Origin of the sequence: Paenibacillus athensensis (assembly GCF_004514475.2) — a bacterium.
GTDB classification, from domain to species: domain Bacteria; phylum Bacillota; class Bacilli; order Paenibacillales; family NBRC-103111; genus Paenibacillus_AL; species Paenibacillus_AL athensensis.
Genome location: NZ_MYFO02000012.1, coordinates 105,725 through 118,697, shown reverse-complemented (window position 1 = coordinate 118,697; position 12,973 = coordinate 105,725). Strand labels below are relative to the sequence as shown.

10 protein-coding genes are annotated in these 12,973 nt (G+C 63.4%); 8 read left to right on the top strand and 2 right to left on the bottom strand.

Annotated elements, in window-relative coordinates; all coding sequences use genetic code 11:
- The first annotated feature begins 199 nt into the window (after window positions 1-199).
- The 8 genes from B5M42_RS19675 (at window position 200) to B5M42_RS19635 (ending at window position 9,705) form a co-directional block, all read left to right on the top strand.
- Window positions 200-1,720 (top strand): phytoene desaturase family protein, encoded by a 1,521-nt coding sequence (locus B5M42_RS19675; protein ID WP_134752850.1) that lies wholly within the window; start codon window positions 200-202, stop codon window positions 1,718-1,720.
- Complete coding sequence (locus tag B5M42_RS19670; protein ID WP_134752848.1) at window positions 1,717-3,192, top strand: phytoene desaturase family protein; 1,476 nt, start codon at window positions 1,717-1,719, stop codon at window positions 3,190-3,192. Before B5M42_RS19675 ends, B5M42_RS19670 begins: the two co-directional genes overlap by 4 nt.
- A complete protein-coding gene (locus B5M42_RS19665) occupies window positions 3,189-4,067 on the top strand; it encodes a phytoene/squalene synthase family protein (protein WP_134752846.1) in 879 nt (292 codons plus the stop codon). Before B5M42_RS19670 ends, B5M42_RS19665 begins: the two co-directional genes overlap by 4 nt.
- Window positions 4,054-4,800 carry a carotenoid biosynthesis protein gene (locus tag B5M42_RS19660; RefSeq protein WP_230633033.1) on the top strand — a complete coding sequence of 249 codons (747 nt, stop codon included), beginning with the start codon at window positions 4,054-4,056 and terminating at the stop codon, window positions 4,798-4,800. Before B5M42_RS19665 ends, B5M42_RS19660 begins: the two co-directional genes overlap by 14 nt.
- Entirely contained in the window at window positions 4,769-5,527 is a 759-nt protein-coding gene (locus B5M42_RS19655) for a lysophospholipid acyltransferase family protein (protein WP_134752844.1), read from the top strand. Before B5M42_RS19660 ends, B5M42_RS19655 begins: the two co-directional genes overlap by 32 nt.
- Window positions 5,524-7,104 carry a glycosyltransferase gene (locus tag B5M42_RS19650; RefSeq protein ID WP_134752842.1) on the top strand — a complete coding sequence of 527 codons (1,581 nt, stop codon included), beginning with the start codon at window positions 5,524-5,526 and terminating at the stop codon, window positions 7,102-7,104. Before B5M42_RS19655 ends, B5M42_RS19650 begins: the two co-directional genes overlap by 4 nt.
- On the top strand, window positions 7,101-8,618 hold the full coding sequence (locus B5M42_RS19645) for a phytoene desaturase family protein (protein ID WP_134752840.1): 1,518 nt from the start codon (window positions 7,101-7,103) through the stop codon (window positions 8,616-8,618). The genes B5M42_RS19650 and B5M42_RS19645 overlap by 4 nt, the downstream gene beginning before the upstream one ends.
- Before the next feature lie 73 nt (window positions 8,619-8,691).
- The gene (locus B5M42_RS19635; protein ID WP_134752838.1) at window positions 8,692-9,705 is read left to right on the top strand and encodes a MerR family transcriptional regulator; all 1,014 of its coding nucleotides are present in this window, start codon (window positions 8,692-8,694) and stop codon (window positions 9,703-9,705) included.
- A gap of 189 nt (window positions 9,706-9,894) precedes the next feature.
- On the opposite strand, the gene pflA is transcribed toward B5M42_RS19635, so the two are convergent.
- Both pflA and pflB read right to left on the bottom strand, forming a co-directional pair.
- Entirely contained in the window at window positions 9,895-10,665 is a 771-nt protein-coding gene (gene pflA / locus B5M42_RS19630; protein ID WP_230633032.1) for a pyruvate formate-lyase-activating protein, read from the bottom strand.
- 31 nt (window positions 10,666-10,696) lie between these two features.
- Window positions 10,697-12,973 carry a formate C-acetyltransferase gene (gene pflB / locus B5M42_RS19625; RefSeq protein WP_134752836.1) on the bottom strand — a complete coding sequence of 759 codons (2,277 nt, stop codon included), beginning with the start codon at window positions 12,971-12,973 and terminating at the stop codon, window positions 10,697-10,699.

The following is a 12,973-nucleotide window of genomic DNA, read 5'->3' as shown; positions in this document are numbered from 1 at the left end:
GTCCATCCCCGCTTGACGCCGCAGCAACTGCCACTAGCGCCGTCAGACTGCCCGAAACTTATACAAAACAGTTGACCATTTGTATAAGTTTAGTATAGTATTTGTATAAGATATTAACGCATTTTGTATATGTTGTCTATGCGCATACCGTATAAACCGTTCCCGCATCATCCGCAGTAAGGCCCGAAAGGAGATTGCTATGAAAAAACGCAAGGTGTTGATCGTTGGCGCCGGGCCGGGCGGCCTTGCCGCCGCTATGCTTCTGGCCGCTCAGGGACTCGATGTGGCCGTCTACGAAAAACAGCCGCAGGTAGGCGGACGTTCATCGCGGCTGACGCTTGGCGAGTTTCATTTTGATCGCGGCGCCACGTTCCTGATGATGCCGCATAAATGGCAGGAGCTGTTCGCCATGACCGGACGACGGCTGGAGGATCACGTCCGGTTGGTGCCGCTGGAGCCGATGTACCGGCTCCAATTCGGCGACGTCCAGCTGAACGCCACGACCGACCGGGCGCTGATGCAGCGGCGCATTGAAGCGCTATTTCCCGGCGAAGGCGCCGGCTATGCGCGATTTATGCGCGACGAGGCCGAAAAGTTCGCGCGAATTGCGCCGCTGCTGGAGCGTCCGTTCAACAGCTGGCGGGACTATGTGGCCGGCGATATGGCGCGGGCGCTGCCTAAGCTGCATGCAACCGGCACCGTATACAGCCGGCTGTCCGCTTATTTTCGCGACGAACGGTTAAAAACCGCCTTTTGCTTTCAATCCAAATATTTGGGCATGTCGCCGTGGGAGTGTCCGGGAACGTTTACCATCCTGTCCTATCTGGAGCACCGCTACGGGCTGATGCATCCGGTCGGCGGCATCAACCGACTTTGCGAAGCGATGGCTGATGCCGTGCGCGCCGACGGTGGGCGCATCGAGCTTGGCGCCGCGGTACGGCAAGTACTGGTGCAGGACGGCCGCGCCGTCGGCTTGCTGCTGGAGGACGGCAGACGCGAGGAAGCAGACGACGTGATCATCGGCGCCGATTTCTCCCAAGCCGCTTCCCGGCTGTTCGCGCCGGGCGTGCTGCGCAAATACGGACCGGCAAAGCTGGCGCGCAAAAAATTTTCCTGCTCGACCTTCATGCTCTACCTCGGCCTCGACCGGATGATCGACCTGCCGCACCATACTGTGCTGTTTGCAGCCGATTACCGCAGCAACGTCGACGATATTACGTCCCGGCAAAAGCTGTCCGACGAGCCTTCGATCTACATCCATAACCCGAGCCCGCTCGATCCGACGCTCGCGCCTGCCGGTCAATCCGCCTTGCTGTTACTCGTGCCCGTGCCGAATACGCAGGCCCCCATCGACTGGGAGCGAGAAGCAGGCCCGTTTCGCCGACGCGTGCTCGACCGGCTGAAGTCGTACCCCGAGCTGCAAAAACTGGAGGAGGCCATTGTCTGCGAACGCGTCGTAACTCCTTGGGATTGGCGGGACGGACTCGATGTCTATCACGGCGCTACGTTTAATCTGGCTCATTCGCTCGATCAGATGCTGACCCTGCGTCCGCACAATCGCTTTGAGGAGCTGGAGCGCTGCTGGCTGGTCGGAGGCGGCACTCATCCGGGCAGCGGACTGCCGACGATCCTGGAGTCGGCCAAAATCACCTGCGCCATGCTTACCGCCAGCCCGTCAGACCGCGCCGGCATAAACGCGAAAGGGGCGATCCGCCGATGAGCCGGCTGTCAATCGGCATTGCCGGAGGAGGCATCGGCGGCATGACGGCAGCGCTGCTGCTGGCAGGCGACGGTCATGCCGTCACGCTCCACGAACGCTCCAGCCGCTTGGGCGGACGATTGCGCTATGAGCAGTTCGGCCGCTTCCGCATCGATCAGGGCCCGACAATTGTGCTGCTGCCCGAGCTGCTGCTGGGCTTGCTGGAGGAAGCCGGCGTGCGGCTTGACCGGCTGGAGCTGCTGCCCTGCGATCCGATGTATCGGATTCATTACGGCGACGGGGCCGTTTTCGAAAAATGGAGCGATCCCGAGCGCCAGCTGGCCGAAATCGCCCGCTTGTTCCCTGGAGAAGAAAACGGCTTCCGCCGCTATATGCGCGATCACGACCGGGCGTTTCCCGAAGGCAAGCGCGCCTTTCTCGACCGGCCATTCCTCCACGCGCGCCGGGCGCTCACGCCGCAAAGCGTGCGTCTGCTGCTGCGCATGCGGGCATATCGCAGCGTCCGCGCACGCGCGGCGTCCTACTTCCGCGATCCTCGGCTGATCGACGCCTTCTCTCTCCAGACGCTGTATATCGGCGGCGGGCCGCACCGCACGCCGGCATTGTACGGCTTTATCCCGTATGCCGAACACCGTTATGGCGTCTGGTATCTCAAAGGCGGCTACGCCGGTCTTGTTGCCGAGCTGTCCGCCGCGCTGGAGCGGCGCGGCGTAACCGTCAAGCTCGGCAGCGAGGTGACCGGCATCCGTGTCGCAGACGGAAGAGCGCGCGGTCTGGAAACCGCCGACGGCTTTGAGCCTTACGACGCCGTCGTGTTTAACGGCGAAGCGCCGTTGCTGCCCAAGCTGCTGCCCGCTCACGTCCGCGCGCCCAAGCGGCGCTTTACGCCGTCGAGCGGCTGTCTGCTGCTCTACATCGGCGCGAGCCGCCGCTGGCCGGAAGCGGCCGTCCACCAGTTCGTGCTGCCTGCGGATTTTGACGCCGGTATGCGCCGCTTGTTCGCCGAGGGCGTTATTCCCGAGCAGCCCTCCTATTATCTGTTCAACCCGGCCGCCATCGACCCGGAATCGGCCCCGTCCGGCGAGTCGGCGCTTTACCTGATGATCCCCGCGCCGCCGGCGAATGCGCCGATGTGGGCGGAAAGCGACATCAAGCAGCGGATCGACGCTTTGCTGGACGCCGTGCTCGCTGACGCCGAACGCAAGCTGCTGCCCGGTCTGCGCAGCGCCATCGTCGAACGGAAGGTGCGCACGCCATTCGACGCCGAAGCCATCGGACTGTATCAGGGCGGCAGCTTTGGCATCGCGCCGACGGCCGCGCAATCCGGACCGCTTAGGCCGCAGCTCAAGCCGCTGCCGATCGAACGGCTTTATGCCGTAGGCGCTTCGACGCATCCCGGCGGCGGCGTGCCCATCGTCATGCAGGGAGCAAAGCTCCTTGCCGAGCATATACGAAAGGAGATGTATTCATGAATCATCCGGCTTTTTTTTCCGATTGTGAGCACATGATCCGCAGTCATTCCTCTTCGTTCTATAAAGCATTCAGCTTCCTGGAAAGTCCCAAGCGGGAGGCTGTGCACGTCATGTATGCCTTTTGCCGCATGATCGACGATTCCGTCGACGAGCCTGAGCGCTCCCCGTACACCTTGGAGGAGCTGGAGGACCGCTTCCGCTCGCTGGAGTCGGCAGAGGGGCATTTTATTTGGCCGGCGCTGCGCTGGCTGTTCAGCGAGTTTGCGTTGTCGCCGGAGCCGTATTTCCTGCAAATGGCCGGACAACGGCTCGACACGTCGTTGACCCGATACGACACGGTGGAGCAGCTGGAGCATTACTGCTACCTGGTCGCGGGCACAGTGGGCAGTATGCTCGTGCCGATTTTGCACGGAGGGCGCGTCGGCGAACGGCTGGCGGAATCGGCCGTTTATTTGGGCAAGGCTATGCAGATCGTCAACATCATCCGCGATATCGGCGAGGACTGTCAGCGGGGACGGCGGTACATTCCGCTGGAGCTGATGCAGCAATACGGCTGCACGGAGCGCGACTTCGAAAACGGTACGGTCCACCCCGGCTTCATTCGCATGCTGGAGCATTTGATGGAGCTTGCCGGCAGCTGGCTGCAGCTGGGCTTGCGCGAGCTGGAGCAATATCCGGCGACCAGCGCCTTTTGCGTCGAACTGGCTGCGCAGACCTACATGGCGATACTTGACGAGGTACGGGCAAGCCGCTATCAGGTGTTCCGCCAGCGCGCCGTTGTCAGCGATAAAGCCAAGCTGTCGATTTTGTACGGGCTGCTGCAGCGCTACCCGCAGCTTACGCAGGAAGCGCAGGCGCGTCTTGCAGCGCTTTAGGCCAATGGCGCTGCTATTCTGGGGCTGGTACGCGGTAGGCCTGCTGCTGATGCTTTTCTTTCGCGTGCCTGAGGCGCTGGGCTTTGCGAATGGGCTCTTTTTGCTCCTCTACGCGCTGTATGCCATTTCCCTGCGCCTTCCTTCCGCCAGCGGCTCCCGCCTGCTGCGAATCGCCCCCGCGCTGCTGGCCATCGCCCTGCTCGCCTTCGGCGTCGAGTGGCTCGGCACAACGACCGGCATGCCTTTCGGCGCCTACGTCTACACTGCGACGCTTGGCATCGGCTTGTTTGGCGTTCCCGCAGCCGTTGCGGCGGCATGGGTCGGCGTCGTTGTCAATACGTCGCTGCTCATTCCGCGCGGCGTCTCGCGCCCTCTTCGCGCGCTGACGATCGGAGCGCTGGCGACCGGGCTTGACCTCGTGCTCGACCCGGTCGCTCATGCGCGCGGTTTGTGGCGCTGGGACGAGACGGCCGGGCTGTACGGCGTGCCGTGGACAAATTTTGCGTCCTGGTTTGCTGTCGGGGCGCTGCTATCGCTGCTGCTGCCGCAGCTTGACGCCACTGAATGGCAGCGCCGCCGCGCGTGGCGGTTGTATCAGGGCATGCTGCTGATGTTCGGGCTTTTAGCCGTCAAAGAAGCGCTGTGGGCCTCTGCAGCGATTGCCGCAATCGCGCTGCTTGCGGCGGAAAGGAGTCTGCGCCATGATCGAAGCGCACAAGCGCCCCGGCTTTGAAGCCGTGTTCCGGTTGTATAACCGCCATTATTTGCTGCGCCGCCATTTTCATTCCTTGACCGTTCTGGGCGATGTCGACCCTGTCGAGAGCCGCCCCGCCGTCTACGTCATGAACCATTGCAGCTGGTGGGACGGATTGCTGGTCTACGAAGCGGTCAGCCGCCTGTCGGCGCGCGCCCATTTCATGATGATGGAGGAGCAGCAGCTGGCCAAATACGCCTTTTTCCGCAAAATCGGCGCGTTCTCGATCCGCAAAACGAGCCCCTCCGGCATCCGCGACTCGCTGCAGTACGCCCGCGGTCTGCTTGAGCAAGGGCATAGCGTCTGGATTTTTCCGCAAGGGGATATCGAGCACATCGACAAACGCCCGCTGGGCTTTCACAGCGGAACCGGCCTGCTGCTAGCCCTCTGCCCTTATGCGCTGGCCGTGCCGGTCAGCTTGTATCTGATGTTCGGCTTGCATCAAAAGCCCGAAGCCAGCCTCCGCTTCGGCGAGCCTTTGGCTCTCGACTGGGCGGCGCTGGGCCGCAAAGCCGCCGTGCAGGCGCTGGAGGACGCTGTGACCGACCAGCTTGAGCGCCAGCGCGCGCAGGCGATTGCCGGCGAGCCGACACAGCTGGCCGGCGACGCTACTGCCCTGCTGCGCCCTGGACGTTCGGTCAGCGACACGTTTGACCGCTGGTTCGGGCGCAGTAACGGCGGGCGCGGCCGCGGGGTGGCGCCATGAGCGCGCTGCTGTGGCTGATTGCCGCGCTCGTCGGCGTCCAGTGGCTGTTCGCGCGCTGGAACCTCCAGCAGCTGCCGACGCTGGAGCAAGCGGCAGCGGCGCGCGATGCGGGCCAGCCAGACGCGGATGCTGCGGCCGTATGCGGCGGCGCTTCTGCAGCCGAGACGCGTCCGGTACGCACGCGTGAAGCGTCCGCCGGCCTTGCGGGCCGCGATTCCTACTGCACGCCGGCCGTCCCCCAGGACGGCTACGCAGACTGCACGCCTGCCAGTCCAAAGGGCCGCTACGCCGATTGCCTGCCTGCCGGCCTCAAGGGCCGCTACGCCGTCCGCGTGCCGGCCGGCCCCCGGGACCTCCATGCCTGCTACTCGCCTGCCAGTCCAAAGGGCCGCCCTGCCGACTGCGCGACCGCGCCGACCGGCTCCTGCGGCCCCCTTGGCATCAGCGTGCTGATCCCCGCCCGCAACGAGGCCCGCAATATCGCCGCATGCCTGCGCTCGGTGCTGGCACAAAGCGAGACGCCGCTGGAGGTAATCGTACTCGACGACCGTTCCGAGGACGGAACCGCCGAGCTGGCAGCCGCCTTCCTCCAGGCCCATCCGCAGCTGCGCGTCATCCGCGGCGAAGAGCCGCCGCCCGGCTGGACCGGCAAAGCCTTCGCCTGTCACCAGCTCGCGCAAGCGGCCCGCGCTCCGTGGCTGTTCTTCCTCGATGCCGACGCGCGGCTGGAGCCAGGCGCGCTCGCCCGCTTTGCAGCAGCGGCGGAAGCGCTGGGCCCGGGCCTGGTGACCGGCTTCCCGCGGCAGGAGGTCGTCACGCCGCTGGAGCGGCTGATCGTGCCCCTGATGATGTTCACCGTCGCCTGCCATTTGCCGATACCGCTCGTACGCCGCTCGGCCGACCCGCGGTTTGCCGCTGCGCATGGCGCTTGCCTGCTCATTGCCCGAGAAGCCTATAGGGCCGTCGGCGGGCACGAAGCGATCCGCGGCGCGCTCGTCGACGATATGGAGCTGGCTCGTGCCGTAAAGCGGGCCGGCTATCCGCTGCTGCTCGCCGACGTGCATCGCGACATCCATATGCGGATGTACACATCATCTGCGGAAGTGTGGCAGGGCTACCGCAAAAACATTTTCGCCGGAACGGGCCGCAGCCATGTTCTACTCGGTACCGTGCTGGTTGTTTATTTCCTGCTTTACGTGCTGCCCGCGCTGACCGCTGCGGCTGCGCTGCTCGCGCTCGGAACCGGCTTGCTCTCTGGCGCCGGCTTAGAGGGCTTCCACATCTCCGCGGGCAGGGGCAGCTTTGCCGATTTCATGCCATCCGGCAAATCAGGCGGCTGGCTACATCTGCTGGTCCCGGCGCTCACCGCCTGTGCGCTTGGCTGGGCGCTCAAGGCGACGATCGACACGCGCAACGGCCAATCGCCCAAGCTCGGCGCTCTGCTGCCTGTGTCGATCGCCGCGCTGATCGCGCTTGCTGCCGATTCGTGGAGACTCGCCGTCACGGGACGCGGCTACGTCTGGAAAGGCCGCGCCTACCATCATTCCAAAGCTTCGCCGGAGGTGAAATCCAAATGACGCCGTATATTACCACACCGATCAGTTCCGCCGCTTCCGGCAAGCGGATCGTCATTATCGGCGCAGGGCTTGGCGGCTTGTCATGCGCCATTCGGCTCGCTGCGGCCGGTTGCCGCGTGACCGTCATCGAAGCCCAGCCCCGGCCGGGGGGCAAGCTCGCTCGCATCGAGCAATCCGGCTACCGCTTCGACCGCGGACCGAGCACGATTACGATGCCGGGAGCGTTTGCCTCTGTGTTCACGGCCGTTGGACGGCGAATGGAGGATTACGTGACGCTGTACCGGCTGGACCCGTCGACGCGCAACTTGTTTGCCGACGGCCACAAGGTCGATCTGTGCCGCGACCGCGAGCGCATGAAGGAGCAGCTCGCCGCCTTCAGCCCCGAGGATGCGCGGCAATACGACGCATTCATGGATGAAGCCGAGCGGCTGTACCGCTTGTCGGAGCGTCATTTTTTGAGCCGTCTGCTCCTTTCCTGGCGCGACAAGGCCGATCCCGCTCTGCTTAGGGCCTTCCTGCGCGTACGGCCGTTCACCCGGCTGAATCAGCTGCTGCGCCGCTATTTCCGGCATTCGCACACACTGGCGATGTTCGGGCGCTACGCCACGTATGTCGGCGGCTCGCCAACCGCCGCGCCGGCGATTTTCGCCATGCTTGCCCATGTCGAGACGGAAATCGGCGTTTACGGCGTGCGCGGCGGCACCTACGAGCTGGTGCAAGCATTCGTGCGGCTGGCCGAGGAGCTGGGCGTGACCATCGTCTGCGGCGCGCGGGCCAAGCAAATCGCCGTGCGCAACGGCCGCGCCCACGGCGTGCTCACGACAGCCGGCGATCTTCCCGCCGACGAGGTTGTCGTTGGCGCCGACTTGCTGACGGCCTGCCGCGAGCTGCTGCCTCCCGGCTGCCGTCAGCATATGACCGACGCGCGGATCGACGCCTACGAGCCGTCCTTGTCCGGCTTTGTTATTTTGGCCGGAGTGCCGCAAACCTTTCCGCAGCTGCTGCATCATACCCTCCTGTTCCCCGAACGGTACGGAGAGGAATTCACCGATATTTTCCGACATGGACGGCCTGCTAGCGATCCCGCCCTGTATCTTTGCAATTCATCCTTCAGCGATCCGGAAGCCGCTCCCGCGGGGGGCAGCAACCTGTTCATCCTTGCCAACGCCCCATACCTCGGCAGCGGCGCGAGCTGGACCTTCGGGGAAACGCTGCTTTACCGCGATCTGCTGCTGGAGCGGCTAGAGCGGCGCGGCTTCGGCAAGCTCGGCCAAACGGCGCAGACACTGGAGGTCTATACGCCGGCCGATTTGCGCCGCGATACCTCGGCGTTTCGCGGCGCGATTTACGGCATTTCGGCCAATACGCGCCGACAGACGTTTTTCCGTCCCTCCAATCGCAGCCGCGACGTGCAGGGACTTTGGTTTACGGGCGGCACTACGCATCCCGGCGGCGGTACGCCGATTGTTGTGCTTTCCGGTCAGCGCGTAGCCGAACGGCTGCTCGAGGGTTAGGAACGAGCGAACTGCACATTGTATTTTGTATAACTTTTGTATAGAATGGCGAAGGAGGAGGGACATAAGAGCGATGTATACGATCAAAAAAGTATCCGAGTGGCTGGACATCCCCGCCGTGACGATTCGCGCGTGGGAAAACCGCTACGGCCTCGTCAAGCCGCTGCGCACGGAAGGCGGACACCGGCTGTACCGCGATGAAGACGTCGCCACGCTGCGCTGGGTCAAGCGCCAGCTGGAGGAAAAGCAGCTGCGCATCTCCGAAGTCGTTCGCGCGCTCGCCGCGCAAAAGGATGCATCCATGCCTGAGCTGCAACCAACATTTACGCCGCACGGCGAAACGGACTACGCCAAAGCAGACGCGGGCCTGACCGCCGCCCCGGCTTCCCCGGCTCCCGCTGCCGGAAGCGTCGCCTCCACGACATCATCTGCCGACTCCTTCGCTGCTTCTGCCGCGCCCGATCGCCGCGACGAGCTGATCGAGCAGCTCTACCGCAGCTTGATCGGACTTAACGGCGACCAGTCGAATGCCAGGATTGACCTCGCCTTCTCGTTGTATCATTTCGAGGATGTGTTTCACCACATTCTGGCGCCCGTGCTGTACCGAATAGGCGAACAGTGGGAAGCAGGGCTGGTGACGGTCGCTCAGGAGCATTTTGCTTCCCAGCTCGTGCAGCAGCGCATGCAGCAGCTTTTACGTTCGCTGCCCGTGCGTCCCAGCCAGCCTAAGGCGCTGGCATTTTGTCCGGAGGGCGAGCATCATCAGCTGGGCCTGATGCTGTTTTCCCTATTTTTGCGCAGCCGCGGTCTTGAAGTGATTTATGTCGGACCCGATACGCCCTATGACGGTCTGATTCAGCTGATTGAAGCGAAAAACGTCCGGTTCGTAGTCGTCTCCCTGTCACACGCCCGGTTTGCGCCCGCTTTGGAGATGTGGGTCGAGCAATGCCGCCAGCAGCTGCCAGAGCTGAAATTCATATTGGGGGGCAGCGGTCTTGACCCATGTCCCCCCGCGCTTCGCCCTTACTTGCTGGGAGCCGCCTACGAATCCTGGGAAGAGTGGTTCTTAACAGAACTACGTGTATAGCAAAGAAGCACCCTGTATACAGAGTGCTTTTTTTTGCGAAGTGTCGGCTTTATCAGCGTGCTTTTTTTATCGCGCAGGCGCACTGACAATCCGCTGACAGCAGACGGTCCTGCCCTGTCCTGTCCTGTCCTAGTCTGCCCTGATCTGATCTGATCTGATCTGCCCTGCCCGGTCCTGACCTGCCCTGTCTCATCCCTCGCCCGCCAGCCCGGCCGCTACCTTCCGCTGCGCTTCCCTGCCCAGCTCGACGATGGTGCGCGCCCGTTCCATCTCCTGCTCTGTCGGAGGCGTCACATTCTCCAGCGGATACGGCCAGCCCAATTGCCGCCATTTGTACAGGCCCATCCGGTGGTAGGGCAGCAGCTCGATTTTGTCCACACAGCCCAAGCTTTCGGCAAAAGCGCCCCAAGCGTGCAAGTCGCTGTAAGCATCCGTTACACCCGGCACCAGCACGTGCCGCAGCCACATCGGCTTGCCGATCCGGCCCAAATGGCGGGCGAACCGCAAAATCCGTTCGTTCGGCTGTCCGGTCAGCGCCTGATGCTTGCGCGAGTCCGTTTGCTTGATATCGAGCAGCGCGAGATCGGTTTGCCCCAGCAGCGTCTCGGCGTGCTCCGGCTCGCAAAATCCGCTCGTATCGAGCGCTGTATGCAGCCCCCAGCGGCTATGGCATTCCGCGAACAGCCGGGCCACGAACGGCGCCTGCAGCGTCGGCTCGCCGCCGGTCACGGTCAAGCCGCCGCCCGACCGCCTGTAATACGGCAGGTACGGCTCTATCTCTTTCATAATCTCCTCGATCTCTACCACTTTGCCGCCCTGCGCGTTCCACGAATCGGGATTGTGACAATACTGGCACTGCAGCGCGCAGCCTTGCATGAACAGCACAAACCGGATGCCGGGTCCGTCTACCGTGCCAAAGGTGTCAAAGGAATGAATACGTCCTTTCAGATGAGCCGTCATGATCGCCGGCCCCCTTTCCTCATTCCGCGCGCTACTGCATCGAGCCGTGGAACGTGCGATGAATAACGTCGAGCTGCTGCTCGCGCGTCAGCTTGATAAAATTGACCGCGTAGCCGGAGACGCGAATCGTCAGCTGCGGGTATTTTTCCGGGTGCTCCATCGCATCGAGCAATTGCTCGCGATCAAACACGTTGACGTTCAAGTGATGACCACCGCTGCCCATATAGCCGTCGAGCAAAGCGGTCAGATTGCCGATGCGCGTATGCGTCTCGCGGCCGAGCGCCTTGGGCACGATCGAAAACGTGTTGGAAATGCCGTCCTGACAGCAGGCGTACGGAATTTTGGCCACCGAAGCCAGCGAAGCAAGCGCGCCCTTGCGGTCGCGGCCATGCATCGGATTCGCCCCGGGGGCAAACGGCTCGCCCGCTTTGCGGCCGTCCGGCGTGCTGCCGGTTTTTTTGCCATACACCACGTTCGAGGTAATCGTCAGCACCGACATCGTCGGCAGCGCGTTGCGGTACGTGCGGTGTCCGGCCAGCTTCGCCATAAACGATTCGGCCAGCGTCACGGCCAGTTCGTCGGCCCGATCATCGTTGTTGCCGTATTGCGGATAATCACCTTCAATTGTAAAATCAACCGCCAGCCCTTGCTCGTTGCGCACCGGACGCACCTTGGCGTATTTGATCGCGCTGAGCGAATCGGCCGCCACCGACAGACCGGCGATACCGCAAGCCATCGTGCGCACGATGTCGCGGTCGTGCAGCGCCATTTCCAGCCGCTCATAGCTGTATTTGTCGTGCATGTAATGAATCGCGTTCAACGTGTTCATATACAAGCCGGCCAGCCAATCCAGCATCTGATCGTAGCGCTCGGCCACCTCCTCGTAGACCAGCGTTTCGCCGGTAAGCGGAGCGAGCTGCGGTCCAACCTGAACGCCCAGCTTTTCGTCGACGCCGCCGTTAATCGCGTACAGCAGCGCCTTGGCCAGATTGGCCCGCGCGCCGAAAAACTGCATCTGCTTGCCGATCCGCATCGCCGATACGCAGCAGGCAATGCCGTAGTCGTCGCCGTAGTATGGACGCATCAAATCGTCGTTCTCGTATTGGATCGAACTGGTCTCCGCCGACACCTTGGCGCAATACGCCTTGAACGGCTCCGGCAGCGCTGTCGACCAGAGCACGGTCAGGTTCGGCTCGGGCGCAGGACCGAGGTTATACAACGTGTGCAGAAAGCGGAACGACGACTTCGTCACACGCGTGGTGCCGTCAAGCGCCATGCCGCCGATCGATTCGGTCACCCACGTCGGATCGCCGCTGAACAGCTCGTTATAGTCCGGCGTCCGCAGAAACCGCACCAGCCGCAGCTTCATCACGAGATGATCGACCAGCTCCTGCGCCCCGGCTTCGTCCAGATAGCCCTCCTTGATGTCGCGCTCCAGATAAATATCGAGGAAGCTCGATACGCGGCCCAGCGACATCGCCGCCCCATTCTGCTCCTTGATCGCACCGAGATAGGCAAAATACAGCCACTGCACCGCTTCGCGCGCATCCTTCGCCGGCTCGCCGATGTCGAAGCCATAGGCGAGCGCCATGCGCCGCAGCTCGGCCAGCGCCCGCAGCTGCTCGGCCAGCTCCTCGCGAAGACGGATCACGTCTTCGCTCATCTCGGCGGCGTCCAGCTCGCGCTGCTCCGCTGCTTTGGCGGCGATCAGCCGGGTGACGCCATACAGCGCGACACGGCGGTAATCGCCGATGATCCGGCCGCGCCCGTAGGCATCCGGCAGCCCGGTAACGATGCCGGCTTTGCGGGCGAGCTTCATTTGCGGCGTATAGACGTCGAAGACGCCCTGGTTGTGCGTCTTGCGGATGTCCGTGAACATCCGCACCGTCGCTTCCGGCAGCTCGTAGCCGTACGCCGCGCACGCGTCGACGGCCATGCGGATGCCGCCGAACGGCTGGACGGACCGCTTGAGCGGCGCGTCCGTCTGCAAGCCGACCACGCGTTCCAGCGCGCGGTCGATGTAGCCCGGGGCGTGAGAGACGATCGTGGATACGGTAGCCGTATCCACGTCCAGCACGCCCCCCTGCTCGCGCTCGCGCCGGGTCAGCTCGCTCACCTGCCGCCACAGCTCCACCGTCGCTGCGGTCGGCCCGGCGAGGAACGCGGCGTCGCCGCCATACGGCTTCACATTCGCCGCAATAAACGCCGCCACGTCCACTCGCTCCCGCCAGGCGTCGCCGGCGAAGCCCTCCCAGCCGTCCGCGCGCCTTGCCCCGCCTTGCTCCACTTCCGCTTCTTTCATGCTCAT

Excerpts from the sequence above, each read along its gene's own strand:
- B5M42_RS19675 (WP_134752850.1), top strand. The coding sequence starts at position 200 with ATGAAAAAACGCAAGGTGTTGATCGTTGGCGCCGGGCCGGGCGGCCTT.
- B5M42_RS19670 (WP_134752848.1), top strand. The coding sequence starts at position 1,717 with ATGAGCCGGCTGTCAATCGGCATTGCCGGAGGAGGCATCGGCGGCATG.
- B5M42_RS19665 (WP_134752846.1), top strand. The coding sequence starts at position 3,189 with ATGAATCATCCGGCTTTTTTTTCCGATTGTGAGCACATGATCCGCAGT.
- B5M42_RS19655 (WP_134752844.1), top strand. The coding sequence starts at position 4,769 with ATGATCGAAGCGCACAAGCGCCCCGGCTTTGAAGCCGTGTTCCGGTTG.
- B5M42_RS19650 (WP_134752842.1), top strand. The coding sequence starts at position 5,524 with ATGAGCGCGCTGCTGTGGCTGATTGCCGCGCTCGTCGGCGTCCAGTGG.
- B5M42_RS19645 (WP_134752840.1), top strand. The coding sequence starts at position 7,101 with ATGACGCCGTATATTACCACACCGATCAGTTCCGCCGCTTCCGGCAAG.
- B5M42_RS19635 (WP_134752838.1), top strand. The coding sequence starts at position 8,692 with ATGTATACGATCAAAAAAGTATCCGAGTGGCTGGACATCCCCGCCGTG.
- pflA (WP_230633032.1), bottom strand. The coding sequence starts at position 10,665 with ATGACGGCTCATCTGAAAGGACGTATTCATTCCTTTGACACCTTTGGC.
- pflB (WP_134752836.1), bottom strand. The coding sequence starts at position 12,973 with ATGAGCATGAAAGAAGCGGAAGTGGAGCAAGGCGGGGCAAGGCGCGCG.